20 protein-coding genes are annotated in these 22,610 nt (G+C 74.0%); 4 read left to right on the forward strand and 16 right to left on the reverse strand.

From position 1 onward, the window contains the following. Positions 1 to 193 precede the first annotated feature (193 nt). From fusA to ACFVVU_RS21500, 4 genes are all read right to left on the reverse strand, one after another. Positions 194 to 2,299 (reverse strand): elongation factor G, encoded by a 2,106-nt coding sequence (fusA, locus tag ACFVVU_RS21485; RefSeq protein ID WP_380684326.1) that lies wholly within the window; start codon positions 2,297 to 2,299, stop codon positions 194 to 196. A gap of 39 nt (positions 2,300 to 2,338) precedes the next feature. Beyond that, the gene (rpsG, locus tag ACFVVU_RS21490; RefSeq protein ID WP_030055803.1) at positions 2,339 to 2,809 is read right to left on the reverse strand and encodes a 30S ribosomal protein S7; all 471 of its coding nucleotides are present in this window, start codon (positions 2,807 to 2,809) and stop codon (positions 2,339 to 2,341) included. A gap of 2 nt (positions 2,810 to 2,811) precedes the next feature. Continuing rightward, positions 2,812 to 3,183 (reverse strand): 30S ribosomal protein S12, encoded by a 372-nt coding sequence (gene rpsL, locus ACFVVU_RS21495; RefSeq protein WP_014144289.1) that lies wholly within the window; start codon positions 3,181 to 3,183, stop codon positions 2,812 to 2,814. Positions 3,184 to 3,607: 424 nt separating this feature from the next. Then, complete coding sequence (locus ACFVVU_RS21500) at positions 3,608 to 4,237, reverse strand: DUF1707 and DUF4190 domain-containing protein (RefSeq protein ID WP_380684325.1); 630 nt, start codon at positions 4,235 to 4,237, stop codon at positions 3,608 to 3,610. A gap of 313 nt (positions 4,238 to 4,550) precedes the next feature. Here ACFVVU_RS21500 and ACFVVU_RS21505 point away from each other — a divergent pair, with 313 nt between their 5' ends. The 4 genes from ACFVVU_RS21505 (at position 4,551) to ACFVVU_RS21520 (ending at position 10,264) form a co-directional block, all read left to right on the forward strand. After that, the gene (locus ACFVVU_RS21505) at positions 4,551 to 5,372 is read left to right on the forward strand and encodes an ABC transporter ATP-binding protein (protein WP_380684324.1); all 822 of its coding nucleotides are present in this window, start codon (positions 4,551 to 4,553) and stop codon (positions 5,370 to 5,372) included. Then, positions 5,369 to 7,051 (forward strand): transporter, encoded by a 1,683-nt coding sequence (locus ACFVVU_RS21510; RefSeq protein WP_387791562.1) that lies wholly within the window; start codon positions 5,369 to 5,371, stop codon positions 7,049 to 7,051. Before ACFVVU_RS21505 ends, ACFVVU_RS21510 begins: the two co-directional genes overlap by 4 nt. A gap of 694 nt (positions 7,052 to 7,745) precedes the next feature. Beyond that, the gene (locus ACFVVU_RS21515; protein ID WP_380686255.1) at positions 7,746 to 8,996 is read left to right on the forward strand and encodes a DUF2786 domain-containing protein; all 1,251 of its coding nucleotides are present in this window, start codon (positions 7,746 to 7,748) and stop codon (positions 8,994 to 8,996) included. Between the two features lie 161 nt (positions 8,997 to 9,157). After that, positions 9,158 to 10,264, forward strand: a complete 1,107-nt coding sequence (locus ACFVVU_RS21520) for an ADP-ribosylglycohydrolase family protein (RefSeq protein ID WP_387791564.1) — start codon at positions 9,158 to 9,160, stop codon at positions 10,262 to 10,264. A gap of 37 nt (positions 10,265 to 10,301) precedes the next feature. Here ACFVVU_RS21520 and ACFVVU_RS21525 read toward each other — a convergent pair whose 3' ends face one another. From ACFVVU_RS21525 to ACFVVU_RS21580, 12 genes are all read right to left on the reverse strand, one after another. Next, the gene (locus ACFVVU_RS21525; RefSeq protein WP_387791566.1) at positions 10,302 to 11,621 is read right to left on the reverse strand and encodes a serpin family protein; all 1,320 of its coding nucleotides are present in this window, start codon (positions 11,619 to 11,621) and stop codon (positions 10,302 to 10,304) included. A gap of 118 nt (positions 11,622 to 11,739) precedes the next feature. Next, positions 11,740 to 12,717, reverse strand: a complete 978-nt coding sequence (locus ACFVVU_RS21530; protein WP_387791695.1) for an ADP-ribosylglycohydrolase family protein — start codon at positions 12,715 to 12,717, stop codon at positions 11,740 to 11,742. Positions 12,718 to 12,760: 43 nt separating this feature from the next. Then, positions 12,761 to 13,975: a cytochrome P450 gene (locus ACFVVU_RS21535; protein WP_380686249.1), complete on the reverse strand. Its 1,215-nt coding sequence runs from the start codon at positions 13,973 to 13,975 to the stop codon at positions 12,761 to 12,763. Between the two features lie 133 nt (positions 13,976 to 14,108). After that, positions 14,109 to 15,095 (reverse strand): hypothetical protein, encoded by a 987-nt coding sequence (locus tag ACFVVU_RS21540; protein WP_380686251.1) that lies wholly within the window; start codon positions 15,093 to 15,095, stop codon positions 14,109 to 14,111. Beyond that, positions 15,092 to 16,348, reverse strand: coding sequence for a protein phosphatase 2C domain-containing protein (locus tag ACFVVU_RS21545; RefSeq protein WP_387791567.1), 1,257 nt, complete (start codon positions 16,346 to 16,348; stop codon positions 15,092 to 15,094). Before ACFVVU_RS21545 ends, ACFVVU_RS21540 begins: the two co-directional genes overlap by 4 nt. 14 nt (positions 16,349 to 16,362) lie before the next feature. After that, on the reverse strand, positions 16,363 to 17,022 hold the full coding sequence (locus tag ACFVVU_RS21550) for a VWA domain-containing protein (RefSeq protein WP_355358291.1): 660 nt from the start codon (positions 17,020 to 17,022) through the stop codon (positions 16,363 to 16,365). A gap of 34 nt (positions 17,023 to 17,056) precedes the next feature. Next, positions 17,057 to 17,575: a hypothetical protein gene (locus ACFVVU_RS21555; RefSeq protein ID WP_380687832.1), complete on the reverse strand. Its 519-nt coding sequence runs from the start codon at positions 17,573 to 17,575 to the stop codon at positions 17,057 to 17,059. Continuing rightward, positions 17,572 to 18,960 carry a methyl-accepting chemotaxis protein gene (locus ACFVVU_RS21560; protein WP_387791569.1) on the reverse strand — a complete coding sequence of 463 codons (1,389 nt, stop codon included), beginning with the start codon at positions 18,958 to 18,960 and terminating at the stop codon, positions 17,572 to 17,574. The genes ACFVVU_RS21555 and ACFVVU_RS21560 overlap by 4 nt, the downstream gene beginning before the upstream one ends. Positions 18,961 to 19,172: 212 nt before the next feature. Continuing rightward, the gene (locus ACFVVU_RS21565) at positions 19,173 to 19,913 is read right to left on the reverse strand and encodes an NAD-dependent deacetylase (protein WP_380687836.1); all 741 of its coding nucleotides are present in this window, start codon (positions 19,911 to 19,913) and stop codon (positions 19,173 to 19,175) included. 121 nt (positions 19,914 to 20,034) lie between these two features. Continuing rightward, on the reverse strand, positions 20,035 to 20,619 hold the full coding sequence (locus ACFVVU_RS21570) for a hypothetical protein (RefSeq protein ID WP_387791571.1): 585 nt from the start codon (positions 20,617 to 20,619) through the stop codon (positions 20,035 to 20,037). A 118-nt stretch (positions 20,620 to 20,737) separates the two neighbouring features. Beyond that, a complete protein-coding gene (locus ACFVVU_RS21575; protein WP_355358277.1) occupies positions 20,738 to 21,418 on the reverse strand; it encodes a response regulator transcription factor in 681 nt (226 codons plus the stop codon). Further along, on the reverse strand, positions 21,415 to 22,608 hold the full coding sequence (locus ACFVVU_RS21580; protein ID WP_387791572.1) for a sensor histidine kinase: 1,194 nt from the start codon (positions 22,606 to 22,608) through the stop codon (positions 21,415 to 21,417). The genes ACFVVU_RS21575 and ACFVVU_RS21580 overlap by 4 nt, the downstream gene beginning before the upstream one ends. Positions 22,609 to 22,610 lie beyond the last annotated feature (2 nt).

Consider the following 22,610-nt stretch of genomic DNA (forward strand, 5'->3'; position numbering starts at 1 on the left):
CTCCTGAGGACAGTTCCTGTACGCCGTGCTGACGCCAGTTGGTCTTTGATCGGTTTTGGTGCGGGTTGTCCGGAGGACACCCCGTGCCGTCCCGCTGGTGGGGGGGCCGGAGGCCCCGGGAGGATCCGACCGGATCCTCCCGGGTTGCCTCCTAATAGCCTAAGGGGTGGTTATCGTCCCGAAAGTCGGGACGTCACTCGCCCTTGGCCTTCGCGATGATGTCGTCCGCGACGTTCCTCGGAACCTCGGCGTACGAGTCGAACTGCATCGAGTAGCTCGCGCGACCGGAGGTCTTGCTGCGCAGGTCACCGACGTAGCCGAACATCTCGGAGAGGGGCACCAGCGCCGTGACGACGCGGGCACCGTGACGCTCGTCCATGGACCGGATCTGGCCACGGCGAGAGTTGATGTCGCCGATCACGTCGCCCATGTAGTCCTCGGGCGTGGTGACCTCGACGGCCATCATCGGCTCGAGGAGGACCGGCTTGGCCTTCCTCGCGCCTTCCTTGAAGGCCATCGAGCCGGCGATCTTGAACGCGAGCTCGGAGGAGTCGACGTCGTGCGCGGCACCGTCGAGCAGCTTCACGCGGACACCCTGCAGCGGGTAGCCGGCGAGGATGCCGAACTCCATGGCCTCCTGGCAGCCGGCGTCGACCGACGGGATGTACTCGCGCGGAACGCGGCCACCGGTGACCAGGTTGACGAACTCGTAGCCCTCGGCCTGCTCGAGCGGCTCGATCGCGATCTGCACCTTGGCGAACTGACCGGAACCACCGGTCTGCTTCTTGTGGGTGTAGTCGATGCGCTCGACCGCCTGGCGGATGGTCTCGCGGTACGCGACCTGCGGCTTGCCGACGTTGGCCTCGACCTTGAACTCACGGCGCATACGGTCGACCAGCACCTCGAGGTGCAGCTCGCCCATACCCGCGATGATGGTCTGGCCGGTCTCCTCGTCCGTGTTGACCTGGAAGGACGGGTCCTCCTCGGCGAGACGCTGGATGGCAACACCCAGCTTCTCCTGGTCACCCTTGGACTTGGGCTCGATCGCGACGCGGATGACCGGGGCCGGGAAGTCCATGGACTCCAGGATGACCGGGTTCTTCTCGTCGGACAGCGTCTCACCGGTGGTGGTCTGCTTCAGGCCCATGACGGCGATGATGTCGCCGGCGCCCACCGACTCGATCTCCTCACGCTTGTTCGCGTGCATGCGGTAGATCTTGCCGATGCGCTCCTTCTTGCCCTTGACGGCGTTCAGCACCGAGGTGCCGGACTCCAGGCGGCCCGAGTAGACCCGGACGAAGGTGAGCTTGCCGAGGTGCGGGTCCGACATGATCTTGAACGCGAGCGCGGCGAGCGGCTCGTCGTCCGAGGCCTTGCGGGAGATCTTGACGGTGTCGTCGCCCGGCTTGGTGCCCTCGATGGACTCGATGTCCAGCGGGGACGGCAGGTACTTGACGACGGCGTCGAGCAGGGGCTGGACGCCCTTGTTCTTGAACGCGGTGCCGCAGAAGATCGGGGTGAAGTCCGAGTTCAGCGTGCCCTTGCGGATCGCCGTCTGCAGCAGCTCGACCGGGATGTCCTCGCCCTCCAGGGCGAGCTCCATGATCTCGTCGCTGACGTTCGACACGGTGTCGATCAGCGCCTCGCGGTACTCGTCCGCCTGCTCCTGCAGGTCGGCCGGGATGTCGACGATGTCGTACATCTCGCCCTTGGCGGCGTCGGCCGACCAGACCAGCGCCTTCATGCGGACCAGGTCGACAACGCCCTGGAAGTCCGACTCGGCACCGATCGGCAGCTGCATGACCAGCGGGGTCGCGCCGAGGCGGTCCACGATGGTCTGGACGCAGAAGAAGAAGTTGGCGCCCGTGCGGTCCAGCTTGTTGATGAAGCAGATGCGCGGGACGCCGTAGCGGTCAGCCTGCCGCCACACGGTCTCGGACTGGGGCTCGACACCGGCGACACCGTCGAACACCGTCACGGCACCGTCGAGGACGCGCAGCGAACGCTCCACCTCGACGGTGAAGTCGACGTGACCCGGGGTGTCGATGATGTTGATGGTGTGGTCGGCATCGTCGACGGTCCAGTGACAGGTCGTCGCGGCCGACGTGATCGTGATGCCGCGCTCCTGCTCCTGCTCCATCCAGTCCATGGTGGCAGCGCCATCGTGGACCTCACCGATCTTGTACGACACACCGGTGTAGAACAGGATCCGCTCGGTGGTGGTGGTCTTGCCCGCGTCGATGTGCGCCATGATCCCGATGTTGCGGACCTTGGCGAGGTCAAGGGAGGTTGCAGCCATGGTGGCTCGTTCTCTCTCTGTCTAGTGACGGGGTACGGACTACCAGCGGTAGTGCGCGAAGGCCTTGTTGGACTCGGCCATCTTGTGGGTGTCCTCGCGACGCTTCACGGAAGCGCCCAGGCCGTTGCTGGCGTCGAGGATCTCGTTCATCAGGCGCTCGGTCATGGTCTTCTCGCGACGGGCGCGCGAGTAACCGACCATCCAGCGCAGCGCCAGGGTGCTGGCGCGGCCCGGACGGACCTCGACCGGAACCTGGTAGGTCGCGCCACCGACACGGCGGGACTTGACCTCGAGGGCCGGCTTGACGTTCTCCAGCGCGCGCTTCAGCGTGACGACCGGGTCCGAGCCGGTCTTCTCACGGACGCCCTCGAGGGCGCCGTAGACGATCCGCTCGGCGGTGGAGCGCTTGCCGTGCAGCAGGATCTTGTTGACCAGCTGGGTGACGACCGGGGAGCCGTAGACCGGGTCGATGATGACCGGGCGCTTCGGGGCGGGGCCCTTACGAGGCATTCTTACTTCTCCTTCTTGGCGCCGTAGCGGCTGCGGGCCTGCTTGCGGTTCTTGACACCCTGGGTGTCGAGCGAACCGCGGATGATCTTGTAGCGGACACCAGGAAGGTCCTTCACACGACCACCGCGAACCAGCACGATGGAGTGCTCCTGCAGGTTGTGGCCCTCGCCCGGGATGTAAGCGGTGACCTCGATCCCGCTGGTGAGGCGCACACGGGCGACCTTACGAAGGGCCGAGTTCGGCTTCTTCGGGGTGGTCGTGTACACACGCGTGCAGACCCCACGGCGCTGCGGGGAGCCCTTCAGCGCGGGAGTCTTGTTCTTCTCGACCTTGTCCTGCCGGCCCTTTCGGACCAGCTGCTGGATCGTAGGCACCGTTTCTCCGTTTTCTGTGTGCCAAGGCTTGGTGGAACTAACCTGCGGTGATTCCCTCGCACACGGCCCCGTGGTCGACCCACGCGGTCGGGTGTGTTGGGTTTTTTCCGGCACGGAATCCCGTGAGCTGATGTACAGCGACGGCGCTCTACGCGCGGCGCGCTGGGAGGCGCTCCGGCTCGGCGCGGCGACCGGTGTGCATGCACGCACAAGGACCCGGGGACACCCCAGGCACAAGGTCAGAGCGTACCTAGCGCATCGGGCGCGGTCAAAACAAATGCAACGCCGCAGGTGGCGGCCGTCGACCGGATGTCGCACGGGTGTCCCGCGCACGGCCGCCCGGTGTCGGACCGTCCTCCTGCCGCTCTACCACACCGGGAAGGCGACTGCCACCCGGGGCGGCCACCGCCCGGGCGTCCCACGGTCAGCCGAACAGGACCACCGTGGTCATGATCAGAAGCCAGAAGGCGATCGACAGCCAGCCGAAGACGAGACCGGTGACGGCCATGCCGTCGCCCTCCTCGTTGCGCTCCGCCGCCTGCTTGCGGCCGATGTGGCCGGTGATCACGGCCGGCACCCCCAGCAGGCCGCCGGTCGGCAGGCAGAGCAGGCCGAGCACCAGCGAGGTCACCGCGACGGCGTTGGTCCGGCGCACCGGCGGCGGGGCCAGGAAGGTCGGCGGCACCGGGGCGGCGACGGGACCGGCCATCGTGGGCGCCATCATCTGCGGGGCCACCATCGGCCCGGACGGCAGGTCGGCGACCAGCCGGGCCAGCTGGCCGTAGGTCTGCGCGGTGCTCGCCGCGTCGAAGCGGTCGCCGTACTCGGCGGCGCTCAGCCGGCCCTCGGCGAACGCGGCCTTCAGCACGTCCACCGTCCGCTCGCGGTCCGCGGTCGCCGCGCGCATCGCCGACTGCGGCATCACGCCGTGCGGCACCGCGCCGTGCTGCGGCGCGTGCATCGGCGGCGCCGGGGGCATCGCCGGTGCGGACGGAGTGGACGCGGGCGGCTTGGCCATCCCGTGGCCCTGCTCACCCCACGGCTGAACGGCCATCCGCCACCTCCCGGTACCCCCGCGCGACCACGGTCCCTCCCCGTTCACTCGTCTCTCATAGTGCAGGACGAACGGGCGTCCTGAGTAGTTGCCAATTCCGCGCATCGGACGGCGGTTTCCCGAAAATCCGCGACGACCCGGCCTCCGCGCGGCCCCGCCGGCCGCCCGTCTCACCCGTTTGGGTCAGACACACCCGGGGCATCGCCACAGGAGACAGGCCCGGCCGGACGGTGGCAGGCTGTCGTCGGGCCCGTGTCGATCTTGGAACCTCCGCCGGCCCCGACCGGTCCGACCACCAGTGGAAAGAGCCGCCATGCAGGCGTCAGTGCCGCCGCCGTCCCCCGTCCCCGCCTCCCCCGTGCCCCCGGCCGCACCCTCGGCCGTGTCCATCCAGGGGCTGTGGAAGCACTTCGGCACCCAGGCCGCCGTGGCCGGGCTCAGCCTGGAGCTGCCGGCCGGGGCGTTCGTCGGGCTGGTCGGCCCCAATGGCGCCGGCAAGACCACCACCCTGTCGATGGTCACCGGCCTGCTCCGGCCCGACCAGGGCACCGTGCTCATCCACGGCGCCGACGTCTGGGCCGACCCGGTCGCCGCCAAGTCCCGGATCGGCATCCTCCCCGAGGGCCTGCGCATGTTCGAGCGGCTCAGCGGCCGCGAGCTGCTCCAGTACAACGGCCGGCTGCGCGGCCTGCCCGGCGCCGAGACCGACCGCCGCGCCGAGGAACTGCTCGCCGTCCTCGACCTCGCCGGCCACGCCGACAAGCTGGTCGCCGACTACTCCACCGGCATGCGCAAGAAGATCGGTCTCGCCGCGGCCCTGCTGCACAACCCGGACGTGCTGTTCCTCGACGAGCCCTTCGAGGGCGTCGACCCGGTCTCCGCCCAGACCATCCGCGGCGTGCTCAAGCGCTACGCGGCGGCCGGCTCCACCGTCGTCTTCTCCAGCCACGTCATGGAACTCGTCGAGCAGCTCTGCGACTGGGTCGCCGTCGTCAGCACCGGCCGGGTCATCGCCCAGGGCCCGCTCGACGCCGTCCGCGGCGGGCGCAGCCTGCACGAGGCGTTCCTGGAGCTGATCGGCGTCCGCGAGGACGACGGCCAGGCGCTCGGCTGGCTCGGCGGGGGCGACCGGTGAACTCCCCCGCCACGCCGACCCCCGCGACGCCCGCCCCCGCCGCGCCGGCCGCCGCCGCGCACACCGGGGTGCCCGCCGACCGCACGGTCGTGCGCACCCTCGTCTCGCTCAAGCTCCGGCTGCTGCGCAACGGCCTGCGCCGCAACCGCGGCCGCGCCGTCCTCTACGCGCTCGGCACCGCCCTCGGCCTGCTGTTCGCCGCCGGGATCGCGCTCGCCCTGGCCATGCTGTCGCACGCCGTCGACAGCGGCTCCGCCGGCGACGCGGGCGTCGTCCTCACCGGCGCGCTGGCCCTCGGCTGGGCCGCGATACCGCTGTTCCTCTTCTCCAGCGACGAGAGCGCCGACCCGACCCGGCTCACCATGCTGCCGCTGCGGCCCGGACCGCTGCTGCGCGGCTCGATGCTGGCCGCCCTGATCGGACCCGGACCACTGGTCAGCCTGGTCCTGCTCACCGGTGCCGCGCTCTCCGGCGCCGCCGGCGGCGCCTCGGCGGCCGCCGGGGTGATCGGCGTGCCGCTCGCCGTGCTCACCGTCGTCGTGCTCTCCCGCGCGGTCGCCGCCGGCAACGCCCGCCTGCTCTCCAGCCGGCGCGGCAAGGACTTCGCCGTCTTCGGCGGCCTGCTCTTCGCACTGCTGGTCCAGATCGCCAACGTCGGCTCGCAGAGCGTCTTCGGCAAGCCCGGCGCCGACGGCCTCGACCTCGAACCGCTCGCCCCGATCGCCGCCGTGCTGCGCTGGATCCCGCCGGTCTCCGCCGTCGACGCCGTCCGCACCGCGGGCGAGGGCCGGTACGCGCTCGCGCTGCTCCAGCTCGCCGCCACCGCCGCGCTGCTCGTCCTGCTGCTGCGCTGGTGGCGGGCCAGCCTGCAGCAGCTGATGGTCACCGCCGACGCCTCGACGGTGGAGGTGGTGCGCGGCGTCCACGCGTCGCGGCGCGGCCGGCGCTTCCTGCCGGACGGCCGGGTCGGCGCCGTGATGCAGCGCCACCTGCGGTACGCCTGGCGCGAACCGCGGGCCAAGGCCGCCGTCTTCACCAGCATCGGCATGACGCTGGTGATCTGCGTGCTGTCGATCGTCCAGGGCTGGTCCACGGTCTACCTGGTGGCGATCACCGGGATGTTCCTCGGCCTGCAGATGCTCAACCTGTTCGGCATGGACGGCTCCGCCTTCTGGATGGTCGCCGCCACCCTGCTGACCCCCGCCGACGCCCGCGACGAACTGCGCGGCCGCGCGCTCGCCCTGCTGTCCTACGCCGTCCCGGTCACCCTGGTGCTCGCCGTCGTCCTCGCCGTCGCCACCGGCGACTGGTCCGGCCTGCCCTCGGCCGTCGGCGCCGCCTTCGCCCTGCTGGGCAGCGGCATCGCCATCGGCGCGGTGCTCAGCGTGCTCGCGCCGTACACCATGCCCGCCGACAACAACCCGATGCGCAACGCCGCGCCCGGCCAGGGCGGCCTGGTGATGCTCAACAGCTTCGGCTCGATGTTCGGCAGCGTCCTCCTCGCCTCCCCCGCCATCGGCTACCTCGGCTGGGCCCTCGCCACCGACGCCCCCACCTGGCCCCTCCTGCTCGCCGGCCCCCTCTACGGCACCGTCGTCGCCACCCTCGGCCTGCGCCTCGCCGCCGGCCGCCTGCTGGAGCGCCTCCCCGAGATCCTCGCCAAGGCCGTCGAACGCTGACCCCAGCCCGACCGACTTCCTGTTCACCAGCGAAGGCACCACGACGGCAGAAGAACGTTCCGCCGCCGCCGGCCACCGGAGCAGGAAGTCGGCCACGTCGACTTCCCACGCACGCTGGTGAAGCACCATCGGACCGCCGCCGCCGAAGCGAGGCACCTCAGCGACAGAGAAACGTTTCACCACCGCCGACCACCGGAGTGGAAAGTCGGCCCCTCCGACTTCCCACTGCGGCCCGTCCGATCCGCCTGCAACGAGCGCGCGGTGCGGACAGCGGTCCTCGCTCGGATCGGGCGAGGACCGCTGCGGCTAGCGATGGGGTCTACAGGTGTGGAGCAGGAAGTCGGAGGGGCCGACTTCCTGCTCCACATCGGGCTTTCCGCGACCAAGGCAGGAAGCGGCGAAGCGCAGCCGAAGCCGCCGCTGTCATTTCCGGTGGCCCCTTGCTCCTGCAAGGGGCCACCGGCAGGAAGCTCGTGCGGCTTCGGCGGAGTGGGAAGTCGGCCACGTCGACTTCCCACTCCACGCCGCCGTCCGCGGCGGGACTGTGCGTGATGGTGGGGTTGCTGGGTCTGCGGGGGAGGTCGGGGGGTTCCGGCATCATGGGTGGGAGGTATGGGACCCGGAGGTAGGCGGCGTGGGTAGACGGAAGCAGCAGGGCGGTGGTGGCGGCGGGGAGGCCGGGGCGCTGCTGGAGATGGCGGTGCGGGGCGTGGTGACGGCTCCGGAGGAAGGGCTGGACCTCGCGCTGGACACCGGGGCCTCGCTGCTGGCGGCCTCCGCCGGGCAGTGGCCGGCGGTGAGCCGGGCGGTGCTGGGGTACGCGGACACGGCGGTGGGGCGGTGCTGGTCGGCCGGGTGGCGGCCGGCGGACCTGGTGCGGGTGGTGCGGCGCGAGCTGAAGCCTGCGCACCTGGCGCTCGCCGTGGACCTGATCGCCGCCGAGGGCCGCCGCCACCCGGCCGCCGCGGTGGACCGGCGTTGGCAGGAGCAGCTGCGCGAGCTGGAGGCCGAGGTCTGGTGGCCGTCCGACGAGGGCTACCTGCCCGCGTTCGCCCAGCGGCACCGCCTCGACCGCTTCGCGCTGGCCACCGCGCTGCTGGAGCTGCTGCGCAGCTGGGGCCGGCTGCCCCCGATCGCCCCGGTGGGTCCGGCCCCCGGGCAGACGGCACAGCCCGGACGCCCGGACCGCAGGCCACGCGGCCCGGTGACCGACGAGCCGCGGATGCTGTCGCGGATCCGGGCGCTGCTGGCGAAGGCGGAGTCCACCGACTTCCCCGAGGAGGCCGAGGCGCTGACCGCCAAGGCCCAGCAGCTGATGGCCCAGCACAGCATCGACGAGGCCCTGCTCGCCGTCGACGGCGCCGACCCGCACGCGCCGGGCGCGCTGCGCATCGGCGTGGACAACCCGTACGAGGGCCCGAAGACGATGCTGCTGGACGCGGTCGCGGCCGCCAACCGCTGCCGCGTGATCTGGGCGAAGGAGTTCGGCTTCTGCACCGTGATCGGCTTCGACGCCGACCTGGACGGCGTCGAGCTGCTCTACACCTCGCTCCTCGTCCAGGCGACGCACGCGATGCAGCAGGCCGGCGCCCGCCAGCACCTGGACGGCGCCTCCCGCACCAAGGCGTACCGGCAGTCCTTCCTGGTGGCGTACGCCGCCCGGATCCGCGAGCGGCTGGCCGAGGCGACCGAGCGGACGACCAGCGACGCCGCCGCCGGCCGGCACCTGCGCGAGGACGGCACGGCGGAGCAGCTGGTGCCGGACGAGCGGCTGCTGCCGGCCCTGAAGGCCCGCACCGAGGCGGTGGACCAGGAGGTGGACCGGATGTTCCCCAAGCTGGTGTCGCAGCGCGTGCGGGTGAGCGACGGCGAGGGCTGGGCGGCGGGCCGCGCGGCCGCGGACCGGGCGTCCCTGAGCGGACACTCCGGGGAGATCCGCGGCTGAGGTCAGCGGCTGAGGTCGGCCGCGGAGGTCCGGGGCCGGATCCGCGGCCGGATCCGCGGCCGGGATCCGCGACCGGGATCCGCGGCAGGAACCCGGGCGCCTGGTACAACAGGTCCCGGGCAACCGACGAGGGGCGGGCGGGCAGAGTGGGTACCGAGACGGTGAGTACGGAGACGGGGTTCCGGGACCGGGTGCGCGGGGCGCTGCTCGGCGGGGCGATCGGGGACGCGCTGGGCTGGCCGGTGGAGTTCCAGCAGCTGTACCAGATCCGCGAGCGCTTCGGCCCGGACGGCGTGACGGGCCTGCCGGGCGGCGGCCGGGTCGCCGAGGTCACCGACGACACCCAGATGACGCTGTTCACCGCCGAGGGCCTGATCCGCGGCTTCGTGCGCGGCTGGTCGGGCGGCGGCGGCGGTTCGGTGCCGGAGGCGGTGCACGGCGCGTACCGGCGGTGGCTGCTCACCCAGGAGCAGGGCGCGCCGGACCGCGAGCCGCTGGCCCACCCGTACGACGGCTGGCTGTTGCGCGAGCCGTTCCTCTACGCGCGGCGGGCACCGGGCAACGCCTGTCTGACCGGGGTGCAGTACCACCCGGTGTTCGAGCCGCCGGTGGCGCTGGGACAGCCGGGACCGATCAACGCGCACTCCAAGGGCTGCGGCACGGTGATGCGCTCGGCGCCGTTCGGGCTGGGCCGGCTGGGGGTGGAGCAGTCGTTCGGGCTTGCCGCGCAGTGCGCGCAGCTGACCCACGGGCATCCGACCGGCTACCTGGCGGCGGGCGCGTTCGCGGCGCTGGTGGAGCGGCTGGCGGCCGGGACGGAGCCCTGGGCGGCGGTCGGCCAGACGGTGGAGCAGACCCGGGAGTGGCCGGCCTCGAAGGAGACCGTGCAGGCGCTGGCCCGGGCGGTGCGGGTGGCCGAGGAGTCGGAGCCGTCGGCGGAGGCGGTGGAGCGGGTGGGGCTGGGCTGGATCGCCGAGGAGTGCCTGGCGATCGCGGTGTACTGCCTGCTCGCGGCGGCCGGCGGGCCGGATCCGGTCCGGTCGGCGCTGCTGCTGTCGGTGAACCACTCGGGGGACAGCGACTCGACCGGTGCGGTCTGCGGCAATCTGGTCGGCGCGGCGTACGGCGCGAGCGCGCTGCCGGCCGACTGGGCGCAGGCCGTGGAGGGCCGGGAGACGCTGCTGCGGACGGCGGACGACCTGCTGGTGCTGTTCGGCAGCCGCGAGCCGGGCCACCCGGCGCTCGGGGACCGCTACCCGGCCGGGTAGCGCTCCCTCACTCCGACACCTCCCGGCTCCGGCGGCCTCACTTCACGGCGGCGGACGGGTCGGTGACCTGTCCGAGGAAGAGCGGCCGCCCGTTGGCGGTGTCCCGGACCAGGAAGAGGAACGGCCGGTCGATGTGCAGCTCGACGGGGCCGGTCGGCACGGGCGCGGCCATCACGTCCACCCCGACGCCGCTGCCGGCCGCCGCGACCGTGCCCTGCTCGTCGACCTGCACGGTGGCCTTCTGGACGACGGTGCCGATCGCGAGCCGCCCGTCGCCGCCCGGCCCCCGGATGCCGGAGAGGTCGGCGTCCGGCCCGAAGGCGGCCCGGACACTGAGGGCCCGCAGGGTGGGCGTGAGCTCGTTCGCGGTGTCGAAGTGGAACTTCGGCAGGGTGAGGTCGACGGTCCGCGGGGCGAGCGCACCGAGGATCCGGTCCAGCTCCGGCTGGTCCAGGCCCTTGCGGAAGGCCGCGAAGCCGCCCTGCCCGGGCACCACCAGGTCCATCGCCAAGGTGCTTCCCGCATAGGGGAGTTCGACGGCCTGCCAGGGTTCGCCGAGGATGCCGCCGGAGCCCTCGGCGTAGCGCAGGCCGGCGGTCCGGGCCATGGTGCGGACGGCCGCCTCGGTGCCGTCGAGGCGGTGGAACGGCCGGTCGGTGGTCCTCCCGGCCTTGAAGGGCTCGGCCCAGTCGGCCTTGAGGTAGAGCGCGTCGGTGAGGGCGAGCCGGGTGTCCGGGTTGATCTGCCCCTGGGCGAAGAGGTTCTTGATCCGGCCCTCGGTGGCCTTCTCGACGACGCCGTTGACGGCCTTGCGCGCGCCCTCCGGGTCCTTGCGGAAGTCGGCGGTGTGCACGCCGGTGCCGAAGGCGGCGGCCAGCACGCCGAGGTAGTGCCGGTCGAGCGGCTCGTCGCGCTGGGACCAGAGGTCGTCCGACTCCCGCAGGACGGTCCCGCCCTTGCCGGACGGCGTCGCGGGGCGGTTCAGGGCGCCGACGGCGAGCGCGTACTGCTCGGAGGTGAGCCCGGTGTGCAGCGCCGCGGCGAGTTCGTCGGCGGTGGCGCCGCGGGCGCCGGGCAGCACCATGGCGAGGGCGGTGGCCAGGCCGGACGGCGAGAGCACCAGGTTGCCGCCGCCCGCGGCGGGGTCGGCGGTGAGGGTGTGCAGCAGGTCGAGGCCGAAGGCGCCGGTGGCCGCGGCGGTGGCGGCGACCTGCCCGGGGTCGGCGGGCGGCAGCGTCACGGGCTCGACCCGGACCACGGCCGTGCCGCCGCCGGAGGAGCCGCAGGCGGTGAGCAGGGCCGCGCAGCAGAGCAGGAGCACCGCCGGACGGCGGGTGCGGGCGGACGTCGCGGGCATGGCCGGCCTCGCCTCCCGGGTCACGGTGCGGGCCGGTGCCCGCGCCTGGGTGCCGGTTGGACGCGACCGGCCCGCACCCGGTTCCCCGGTCCGCCGAGCCGATGCCCGGGCGGACCGGTCAGTCCCAGAGCGCGCCGAACTCCAGCAGTTCGTCCCGGTGCTCGATCCGCTCCACCCACTCGGCCGGCCAGGCGCCGGCGCCCAGATGGGCACCGGCGAAGGCGCCGGTCAGGCAGGCGATCGAGTCGGAGTCCCCGGAGGAGTACGCGGCCCGGCGGACGGCGGCCACCGGGTCGTCCGGCAGCAGCAGGAAGCAGAGCAGCCCGGTGGTGAGCGCCTCCTCGGCGATCCAGCCCTCGCCGGTGGCCAGGCAGGGGTCGGCCTCGACGTCCGGCGCCGCGAGCGCGGCGTCCAGCCGGTCGAGCACCGCCAGGCACTCGTCCCAGCCCCGGGTGATGAACGCCTCGGCCGTACGGTCCTGGGCGTGGTCGGCGAGGTCCCCGAGCCAGAACGCGTCGTAGCGGCCGCGGCTTTCGAGCGCGTGGGCCCGCAGCGCGGCGGTCAGACCGGCCGGCGGCAGGCCCTCGGCGAGCCTGCGGACGGCGTGGGCGGTGAGGTCGGAGGCGGCGAGCGCGGTCGGGTGGCCGTGGGTGAGCCCGGACTGGAGCTGGGCGGCGCCGGCGGCCTGGGCCGGGGTCAGTTCCCGCACCAGGCCGATCGGGGCGACCCGCATATTGGCGCCGCAGCCCTTGGAGCCGACGTCGCTCGCCGTCTGCCAGCGGCGCTCGGGCATGCTGAGCCGTTGGCAGGAGCGCAGGCAGGTCATCCCGGGGGCGCGGGTGTTCTGCGGGGAGCGCCACCAGTCGACGAACTCCTCGCGCAGCGGCCGCTCCAGGCGCAGCGGGGTGAGCGGCCCGCGGGCCAGCGCGGTGCGCAGACCGCGGGCGAGGGCGAGCGTCATCTGGGTGTCGTCGGTGACCAGTGCCCGCTTCGGCAGCGGCAGTTGCCGCCAGTCCGGCCACTGCCGGGCGATCGTCTCCACGTCGTCGAACTCGGTGTGCTTGCCGAGCGCGTCGCCGATCGCCAGCCCCAGCATCGCCCCTGTCGCCTTGCCGCCCACTGCCGCTCCCCCTCTTCCGCTACATCTCGACCAGCAGTTCCTTCAGCCCCCGGATCACGTAGCCCGGCTGCCACTCGGGCTCGCGGACCAGCCGCAGGCCCGGGGCCCGGCGGAGCAGGGTGCCGTAGGACTCGGTGAGCTCCAGTCTGGCGAGCGGAGCGCCGAGACAGAAGTGGATTCCGGCGCCGAAGGTGATGTGCGGGTTGTCGGTGCGGCCGAGGTCCAGGCGGTCGGGGTCGGTGAAGCGCTCCGGGTCGCGGTTGGCGGAGCCGAAGAGCAGGGCGACCTCGGAGCCGCGCGGGATGGTGACCCCGCGGACCTCGATGTCCTCCAGCACCCAGCGCTCGAACATCTGCAGCGGGGTGTCCCAGCGCATCAGCTCCTCGACGGCGGTGGGCAGCAGCCCGTCGACGTCGGCGCGCAGCCGGGCCAGCTCCTCGGGGTGGCGGAACAGCGCCCACCAGCCGTTGCCGGTGGTGTTGACGGTCGCCTCGTGGCCGGCGTTCAGCAGCAGCACGCAGGTGGAGATCATCTCCTGCTCGCTGAGCGCGTCCGAGCCCTCCTGGGCCTGGATGAGCGCACTGATCAGGTCCCCGCCGGGGGCGGACCGGCGCTCGCGGATCAGGGCGCGCAGGTAGTCGGAGAACTCGGTGCTCGCGGTGACGGCCCGGCGGGCGACCTCCTCGGACGGGTTGAGTTCGAACATCCCGGTGATGTCGGCCGACCACGGGCGCAGCAGGTGCCGGTCGGGCTCCGGGACGCCGAGCATCTCGGCGATCACCGCGACCGGCAGCGGCTCGGCGACGGCGGCGATCAGGTCGCCGCCGCCGTCCGCGAGCAGTCCGTCGACGAGTTCGCCGGCCAGCCGCTGGACGGTGGGGCGCAGGCCCTCGACCATGCGCGGGGTGAAGGCCTTGGAGACCAGCCGGCGGATCCGGGTGTGGTCCGGGGCCTCCAGGTCGAGCAGGCCGTTGTCGTTGAGGGTGTGGAACGGCTCGTGCGCCGGGTCGGGCTCGGGGCGGCCGAACTCCTGGTGGCTGAACCGGTGGGTGTAGGTGCGGCCGAGCCGGCGGTCGCGGAGCAGCGCGCTGACGTCCTCGAAGCGCGAGACCAGCCACTGGTCGGTGGGTTCGAAGTACGTCACGGGGGCCTGCTCGCGCAGGGTGGCGTAGGCGTCGTAGGGGTGGGCCACGAACGCCGCCGACCAGGGGTCGAACTTCGCCGTCGTCGTCATCGGTCGATCACTCCAGGCCATGAGGGGGGAGCCGGAAGGATCATCGTACGCATGCGCTCCGTCCGGCCCCCCGGCCCCGTCGGCCCGGCCCGGCCCGCGACCCCGTCGGTCCGGCCCCGTCGGCCCGCCCCCGTCAGCCGGGCCGCTGCAACCGGATGCTCCCCCGGGCCGCCCGGCCGTCGAACAGCCGCTCGTCCGCCGGCCGGGCCTGGCGCGGCGGCGGGGTGAAGCCCGGCGCGAGCGGGATGCTGCCCCGGCCGCCCAGCGCCAGCAGCCAGGCGGTCAGGTCCGGCCGGCTCCCGTACGGGCCGGCGGCCTGTTCCCAGACCCGCCGCACCATCGCCAGCTGCCGGTCCGTCAGCACCTGTGGCAGCGGGTCCAGCGGCGCGCCGGGCGCCACGTACGGGTCCTGCGCCAGCGTCCGGCCGATCAGCAGCGCCGCCTTGTAGCGGTCGCTGTCCACGGAGGCGCCGCTGCCGTGCGGGGAGTGCGGGTCCGCCCAGTTGGGCGTGTCGGCCTGCTCCAGCACCGGGGAGGCCCCGACCCGGCGGATGCCGTCGCAGTCCAGCAGGTGCACCGCCGGCTCGGGCAGCACCGTCCAGAGCACGTTGGCGTGCGAGAGGTCCCCGATCACCAGCCCCCAGCGGTGCAGCCGGTCGATCAGCCCGACCAGCTCCAGCAGCAGCGCCAGCCGCTGCTCCGGGTCGGGGCGGACGATGCCCTGGGTGGCGGGCTTCTCCGGGTACAGCAGGTACTGCGCCTCGGTGAGCTTGCGGGCTCCGGTGGCCGTCTGCCAGGTCATCGCCGACGGGGCCTCCCGCATCAGGAAGCCGACGCAGCGCGGGCCGTCCACCACCCGGCAGAGCGGCCAGGCGGCCTGGGCGTCCAGCCGCTCCCGGTCGGCCTGCGGCAGCGCGAGCCGCAGCGCGACCAGCTCGGCCAGCGCCGCGCCGTTGACCCGCCCGGCCTCCAGATAGCGCTTGAACAGCAGGCCGGGGTAACCGTCGAGGCGCTGCACCTTGCCCTGCCCGCCCCGGCCGGCCTCGGCGCCGACCGGCAGCAGTGCCAGGACGGCGTCCCCGCCGCCGGCCAGCGCGGTGGCGATGTCGGAGGCGCTCACGGCGTGGCCTCCCAGAGGCAGACGACCGAGCGGTCGTCGTCGTAGCTGCGCACCCGGACCTGGGTCTGCCAGAGGAACTCGGCAAGGCCGGGCACCTCGCTGCCCCAGCGCTCGCCGAGGAACCCCTGCAGTTCGGGCTCCTTGAGCAGCGGGAGCGCGAGCCCGTCGGTGCAGAGCACCAGCACGTCGCCGGGGCGGGAGTCGGTGATCAGCCGGGCCCGGGCGTGCTCGTACGCCTCGGGCAGGCAGTCGGTCCGGGTGCTGATCGGCCCGCCGCCCCGGTCGGCCTCGGCCGCTTCGAGGTCCTGCCAGCCGCCCTCGCGCAGCCGCAGCAGGCCGCCGTCGCCGACCGAGACGAAGCCGCGGAACGGGACCGTCGGGTCGGCCGGCACCAGCAGCGCCCGCAGGGTCGTCGAGTAGGCCTTCGGCGGGCGGCCCTCCTTCCTGGCCTCCTCGGCGAGTTCGTCGGCCGCCGCCCCGATGAGCCGGCTCATCATGCTGGCGAAGTCGGGTTCGGCGCCGGTGCGCAGGAAGGCCAGCAGGGTCTCCTCCTTCCGGGCGACCTGGCCGGTCAGCTTCCGGAGGATCCCGTGGGAGCCGTGGTGGGAGTGCGACTGGGAGCCGACGCCGTCGGCCACCGCGACCAGCAGCAGCTCACCGGTCCGTACGACCAGGACGGCGTCCTGGCGGCACTCGGCCGCGTAGCGGTGCCCGTCGCCGCGGACGGAGGCGGCGCGGACGGTGACCGGGCCGAACCGTCCGCCGTCCACCACGGTGTCGGGCAGCAGGGCGCCGAAGAGGTCACCGGCCGAGAGGGCGGGGATGTCGGTCGGCTCGGCGGGGTACGCGGGAGCCTTGCGGCCGACGTGGTGCAGCGGGCCGGGCTCCCGGAACGAGGCCGGCCGGACGACGGGCCCGGACTCGGGCCCGGGCCCGACGGAGGCGGAGGTGGCGGAAGCGACGGCGGAGGCGTAGGCGATGACGGGGGCGGCGGGCCCGACGGCGCCCGGGCCGTCGGTGCTCGACGGCCCGCGGACCGCCGACGGCCCCGGCCCGATCGGACGCGGCAGGAACCCGTCCGGGACCACCGGCCCGGAGACGACGGACGGCGCCGCCGGGGCCGCCGGCCCCTCCCAGCCGTACTCGTACACCGAGGCGGCGAGGTCGATCGGGTCTTCCTTGCGGCTCGGCGCGTGCTCCGGCCCCGGCTCCGGCACGCGCCCGGCCGGCAGCTGGTTGTCGTACGCGTTCATCCGGCGGCCCGGCCTCAGAGCTTGTCGAGCGAGACGGAGGTGAACCCGGGCACGTTGTCGTCGACCTGCAGGCTCATGCCCTGGCCGGCCTCGGTCGCCCCGCTCACCGAGCGGACGATCGAGCGGGTCAGGCTGCCGGCGAACTCCCGCAGCGCGGGCGCCACGTCGGCCTTCCCGTCCTCCTGCATGAACGCCTTGAAGGTCGCGACCCGCGCGATCACGCTCCGGTCGGCCTGGCCGATGCCGAAGGCGATGATGTGCGGCCGGAACGCGGCGGCCAGCAGGTCCTGGTAGGGCTGGTCCCAGTCGGAGTCGGTCGGCACGCCGTCGGAGAGGAAGAAGACCACCGGGCGGTAGACGTCGTGGCCGTCCGCCTTCAGCGCCTGCACGTCCCGTTCGATCGCCTGGCGGAGCAGGCCGAAGGCGTTGCCGAAGGAGGTGAGGCCGGAGGCCTCCAGGGCGGGCAGCTCGTCGAGGTCGCTCAGGTCGACCAGCGGCTGCAGCTCGTGGGCGTCGGTGGAGAAGCCGATCAGCCCGAACCGGGTCTTGTCGGCGATGGTCGGGTTGGTGCTGATCTCCTGGTGGAGGTCGAACAGGGCCTTGTTGAGGGTGTCGATGTCGGCGCTCATCGACCCCGACTCGTCGCACACGGCGTAGAACGGGAGGATCTGCACTGCACTTCTCCTTCGATTGGCAGGTCGGTGGACGTCAGCCGGTGTAGAAGTAGATCTCCAGCGAGGCGTGCCGGGGGTTGTCCGCGAGCGAGATGAAGTCCCGGGTGGTGGTGCCCCGGAACATCTCCGGACGGGCCTGGGCGAGCAGGCCGTTGACGGTGTGGGCGTAGGCCTGGCCGACGCCGGGATCGCGGTTGCTGCCGAACGTGAGGACCACGGCCGCCTGCCGTCCGGCGTAGCGCTCGGTGGCCGCGCGGACCTGCGCGGCCAGGCCGGCCGCGTCCGAGGCGTCGCCGCTGACGTCGACGGTGACCGGGTCGTGCTCGACGCCGCGCGGCCCGGTCGGGGTGGGCGCGGCACTGGGCGTGGCGTCGGCGGTGGCGCTCGCGCTCGGGCTGGCGGAGGGCCCGGCGGCGGCCCGCTCGGCGGCCACCGGATCGCCCTGGTCGCCCATCGCCACCAGGGCGAGCACGAGCAGCATGTCGGCGAACAGCCAGCCGGCCAGGTGCACGCCCCGGGCCCGCGGCCGGGCCGGCCGGAACCGGCCCCTCATCGGCCCTGCCCGTGCACCGGCACCTCGTCCAGCTCCAGCAGCGTCCGGTCGTCCACCTCGGCGGCCCCGGCGGAGGCGGCCGTACCGGTGCCCCGGGACCGGGCGGCGCCCGTGTCGGGCCCGGGTCCGGACACCGTCTTCACCATGACGATGCCCGCCTCGCCGCGCGGCCCCTCCGGCCCGGAGGCGTCCAGCCGCGCCGCCGCCGCAGTGGCCGCCGAGGCCGCCGCCGCGACCCGGTCGGCCAGCATCGCGACCTCCCGGGCCAGCCCGTCGAGCCGCTCCAGCACCTGCCCGTTGACGTCCGCCACGGTCTCCGCGCCGGTGGTGAAACCGCGCTGGGCGACCGCGAGGTCGCGCACCGCCTCCTCCACCCGCTCACCGGCGTCGGCGAGTTCGGTGCCCACCCGGTCGGTGGCCCGCCGGACCAGCTCGGCCGCGTCGGCGAGCTGCCGCCCGCCCCGCTGGACGAGCTCGTCGGTGGCCGCCGCGCCGTCCCGGACCGACTCGGCCAGCCGGTCCCCGCTGTCCCGCACCGCCAGGCCGACCCCGTCGACGGACCTGCCGATCCCGCCGACCGCCTTCTCGACGCCGTCGACGGCCCGGCGCAGCGGCTCGACCGCCTCTCCCGCGTCGGCGAGGCGCTGTTCGGCCCCGGCGACCGAGCGCTCGACGGCCAGCGCCGCCTCGCTCAACTCGCGCTGGGTGTCGGCGGCCTGCCGGCCGAGCCGCTCCAGGGTCTCCGCCGCGCCGGTCAGCTCGGCCGCGAAGCGCTGCGGCGTGGAACGGCGGCGCTCGTTCAGCACCAGCTGGGCGCGGGTGAGCACCGGCGCCAGCTCCGCCAGCAGGTCCTCCGCCTCGCCCTCGGCCGCCGCCTCACGGCGCTCGGTGCCGGCCCGGCGCACACCGTGCGCGACGGAGAGCGCCAGCAGCAGCGCGATGAACAGGGTGGCGGACAGGGCGACGTCGCCGAAGGTGGCCCAGCCGGGCAGCCGGCCCTCGAAGCCGGTCTGCCAGAGCTGGAGGAACGGGCGCGCGGCCTGCCCGGCGTCGGCGCCGATCAGCGCCCGGTAGGCGCTGGTGGCCTGCATCAGCCCGGCCCAGGTGACCAGCAGCGGGACGAACACCAGGGCCCCCAGGGCGACTTCGGCCCAGGCCCAGAACCTCGGTTCGGGGCGCGGCCGCACCGCGGAGCGCACACTCTCCGGCCGGACGAAGCTGTGCACCAGGTCGAGTTCGGCCCACCGGTCCAGGTCGCCGGCGCCAGAGAGCGCCAAGCCCAGCTCCCTGAGCTCCTCCTGACGGTGCGCCAGGCCGGGCCGGTCCGCCAGGGTCCGCAGCTCGCCCCCGATCGCGTGGCGGTCCAGCAGTGGGCCTGAGGTCATGAGGGCTCCTTCGTACGCGCCGCCGCGGAGCGGGGGACGCCTCCGGCCGGTGCGGCACGCAGGCGCGGGCGCCCGTGCGGCCTCCCCCGGTGGCCGGAAACCGACCACACCGCTCCGCGCGGCAGCGTAGCGCAGAACGAGCGGCCGGGAGCGGCCAGTTCGGAACGCGGCAACCGATTCGTCACCGAACCCGCCGCCCCCGCGGGGCGCCGTCAGACGTACTGGGCGACCAGCCGGCGGACCAGGGCCGGCAGGGCGGTGGAGATCGGCTCGCGGACGACCTCCTCGGCGGCCTCGTCGAACGGCGTCGGCTCGGCGTTGACGATGACCAGCCGGGAGCCGGTCTTCACCGCGTTGTACGGCAGCGCGGCCACCGGGAATACCTGCAGGCTGGTGCCGACGGCGATGAACAGCTCGCAGGCCTTGCTGATCGCGTCCGCCTGCCGCAGCACCTCCGGGTCCAGCTGCTCGCCGAACATCACGGTGCGCGGGCGCAGGATCCCCCCGCAGTCCCGGCACCGCGGATCCGGCTCACCCGCGGCGACCCGCTCCAGGGCCTGCTCCATCGGGCCCACCGCCCGGCAGTCCACGCACTGCACCTCCCGTGCGGTGCCGTGGAGTTCGAGCACCTTGCGGGGTGTCTGCCCGGCCCGCTGGTGCAGCCCGTCGACGTTCTGGGTGAGCACCCGCACCGGCAGCCCGGAGCGCTCCAGCCCGACCAGTGCCCGGTGCCCGGCGTTCGGCTCGGCGGCGAGCGCACCCGCCTCGGCGCGCATCCGCCAGGCCTTGCGGCGGACCTCCGGGTCCTCCAGGTACGGGCCGATGGTGACCAGTCGCTGTGCTTGCGGGTCGCGCTGCCAGAGTCCGTTCGGACCGCGGTAGTCGGGGATGCCGGAGTCCGTGGAGATCCCGGCGCCGGTGAGTACGGCGATCAGCGGGCGCTTCGCGTTCATGCCCCGGACGGTACGGCCCGCACGGGCCGCCCGCCACCGATAATTCGACCGGCCGCGATCGCCCCGCCGCGATCGCCCCATGAGCCCCGTGAGCCCCGATCGCCACGCCCGGGAGCACCGGTCAGACGGTGGCGGGGCGGGCGGCGCCGAAGCCGCCCAGCGGGGCCAGCGCCACCAGGTAGCAGCCCGCGGCGACCGGGATGAACGCCAGGTCGGCCGCCGTCAGCACGGTCCCGGCCAGCATCAGCACCGGGCTCCACCAGCGCAGCACCCGACCGGCACCGGTCGCGGCGATCACCAGCAGCGCCAGCAGACCGACGTAGAACAGCATCGGGCCCACCGAGTAGAAGGCCGGCAGCACGCCCGGCCGGCTCTGGACCACGTCGAACAGCCGGTGCTGGTCGGCCTTGTCCACCGCCACCGCCCCGACGTACAGGTCGATCCCGATCTGCCCCAGCGAGGCGGCCAGCCCGGTGAACGCCACCCCCGCCGCCGCCCGGCCCAGCCCCCCGCGCCCGCGCCCCAGCGCGGCCAGCACGGGGCCGAACAGCAGCAGCCCCAGCAGCATCAGAGCGTGCCCGACCAGCCAGCCCGGGCCCGGCTCGCGCGAGCCCTCCAGCAGCCGGATGCCGCCGTACAGCGCCATCAGCACGGGGGCCGCGACGACGGCGAACGAGGTGACGCTGCTGCGCCGAGAGGTGTCCATGGGTGCGCTCCTGACGAAGGGTCCGCTGTTCCGACACCCTGGATCCTGTCCGCCGTGCCCCTCGTCGGGGATCACCCGTACCGGCGAACCCGGCCGCTCCCCCGCGCGGGGGAGAGCGTCAGCCCTCCCCCGCCACCACCGCGCCCGCCTCGTACGCGAAGACCACCGCGTGCACCCGGTCGCGCAGCCCCAGCTTGGCGAGCACATTGCTGACATGGGTCTTCACGGTGTGCTCGCTGACCACCAGCGCGGCGGCGATCTCCGCGTTGGACAACCCACGGGCCAGCAGCACCAGGGTCTCCCGCTCGCGCGGGGACAGCTGCTCCAGCAGCCGCGACGGCGCCCGCACCGCCCGCTCGGCGGAGCCCGGCCGGCGGGCGGCGAACTCACCGATCAGCCGGCGGGTCACCGAGGGCGCCAGCAGCGCCTCCCCGGAGGCCACCATCCGCACCCCGTGCGCCAGGTCGTCGCGGCGGACGTCCTTGAGCAGGAAGCCGCTGGCCCCCGCGTACAGCGCGTCGAACACGTAGTCGTCGGCGTCGAAGGTGGTCAGCATGATCACCCTGGTGCCGGGGTACTCGGCGCAGACCCGGCGGGCCGCCTCCAGGCCGTCCATCACCGGCATCCGGACGTCCAGCAGCAGCACGTCCGGCCCGTGCACCCGGACCGCCTCGACCGCCTCCGCGCCGTTCGCCGCCTCGGCGACCACCTCGATGTCCGGCTGCGCGTCCAGGATCATCCCGAACCCGACGCGCACCAGCTCCTGGTCGTCCGCGACGACCACCCGGATCGGCGTCATGACGCCACCCTCCGTTCCGTGCCCAGCGGCAGCCGGGCGCTCACCAGGAATCCCCGCCCCCGCGGCCCGGGACCGGCCTCGGCCCGGCCGCCGCAGGCCGCCGCGCGCTCCCGGATGCCGACCAGCCCGCGGCCGCCGGAGAGGCCGCTCTCCGCGGAGGCCGCCCCGCCCTGCCGCCGCCGCACCCCGCGGCCGTCGTCGGACACCAACACCGCCAGCTCCGCCCCCTCGCGGACCACCCGGACCGAGATCCGGCTCGCCTCCGCGTGCTTGACCGTGTTGGTCAGCGCCTCCTGCACGATCCGGTAGCCGGCCGCCTCGACGTCGGCGGGCAGCGGCCCGGCCCGCTCGTCCACCTCCAGCTCGACCCGCAGCCCGGTCCGACGCACCCGCTCGGCCAGCGCCGGCAGCTCGGCCAGCCGGGGCTGCGGCGCCAGCTCCGGCCCGCTGCCCTCCTCCTTGAGCACCCCCAGCAGGCGCCGCAGCTGGGCCATCGCGTCCCGTCCGGAGTCGGCGATGGTGTCGAACGCCTTGACCGCCCGGTCCGGGTCGCCGCGCACCACCAGCGGCCCCGCCTCCGCCTGGATCACCATCAGCGCGACGGCGTGCGCCAGGATGTCGTGCATCTCCCGGGCGATCCGGGCCCGTTCCTCGGCGACCGCCCGGGCCGCGTCGCTGGCCGCCCGACGGCCGGCCTCCCGGGCCCGCTCCGCCTCCACCGCCGCCAGCCGGCGCAGCTCCCGCACCAGGCAGCCGAAGACGAACGCGCCCACCGTGGTGAGCAGCGAGAACAGCGCGCCGTTCGGCGAGTGGGTGCCCACCACGTTGGCGGTCACGGTCACCGCCAGCACGCCCCAGCGCTGCCAGTCCCGGGCCCGTTCGGCCACCGTGTACAGGGTGACCACCACGAACAGCGGCAGCTGCGGCATCGCCGAGTGGGCGACCACCGAGAGCACCGCCGACACCGCGCCGCTGACCGCCATCACGGTGACCGGCGCGCGCCGCCGCCAGGGCAGCGGCAGGGCCGTCCCCAGCGCCAGCAGGTAGACCCACCAGGGCCTGGCGGTGACGTCCTGGTACACCGACCAGAGCGAGACCGCCGCCGAGGCCGCCGCCAGCAGGCCGTCCAGCACGTACGGGTCGACCCCCGCCACCCGTGCCCGCCACCGCGCCGCCGCCCGTCCGGCCATGA

Origin of the sequence: Kitasatospora sp. NPDC057965 (assembly GCF_042887135.1) — a bacterium.
GTDB lineage: Bacteria > Actinomycetota > Actinomycetes > Streptomycetales > Streptomycetaceae > Kitasatospora.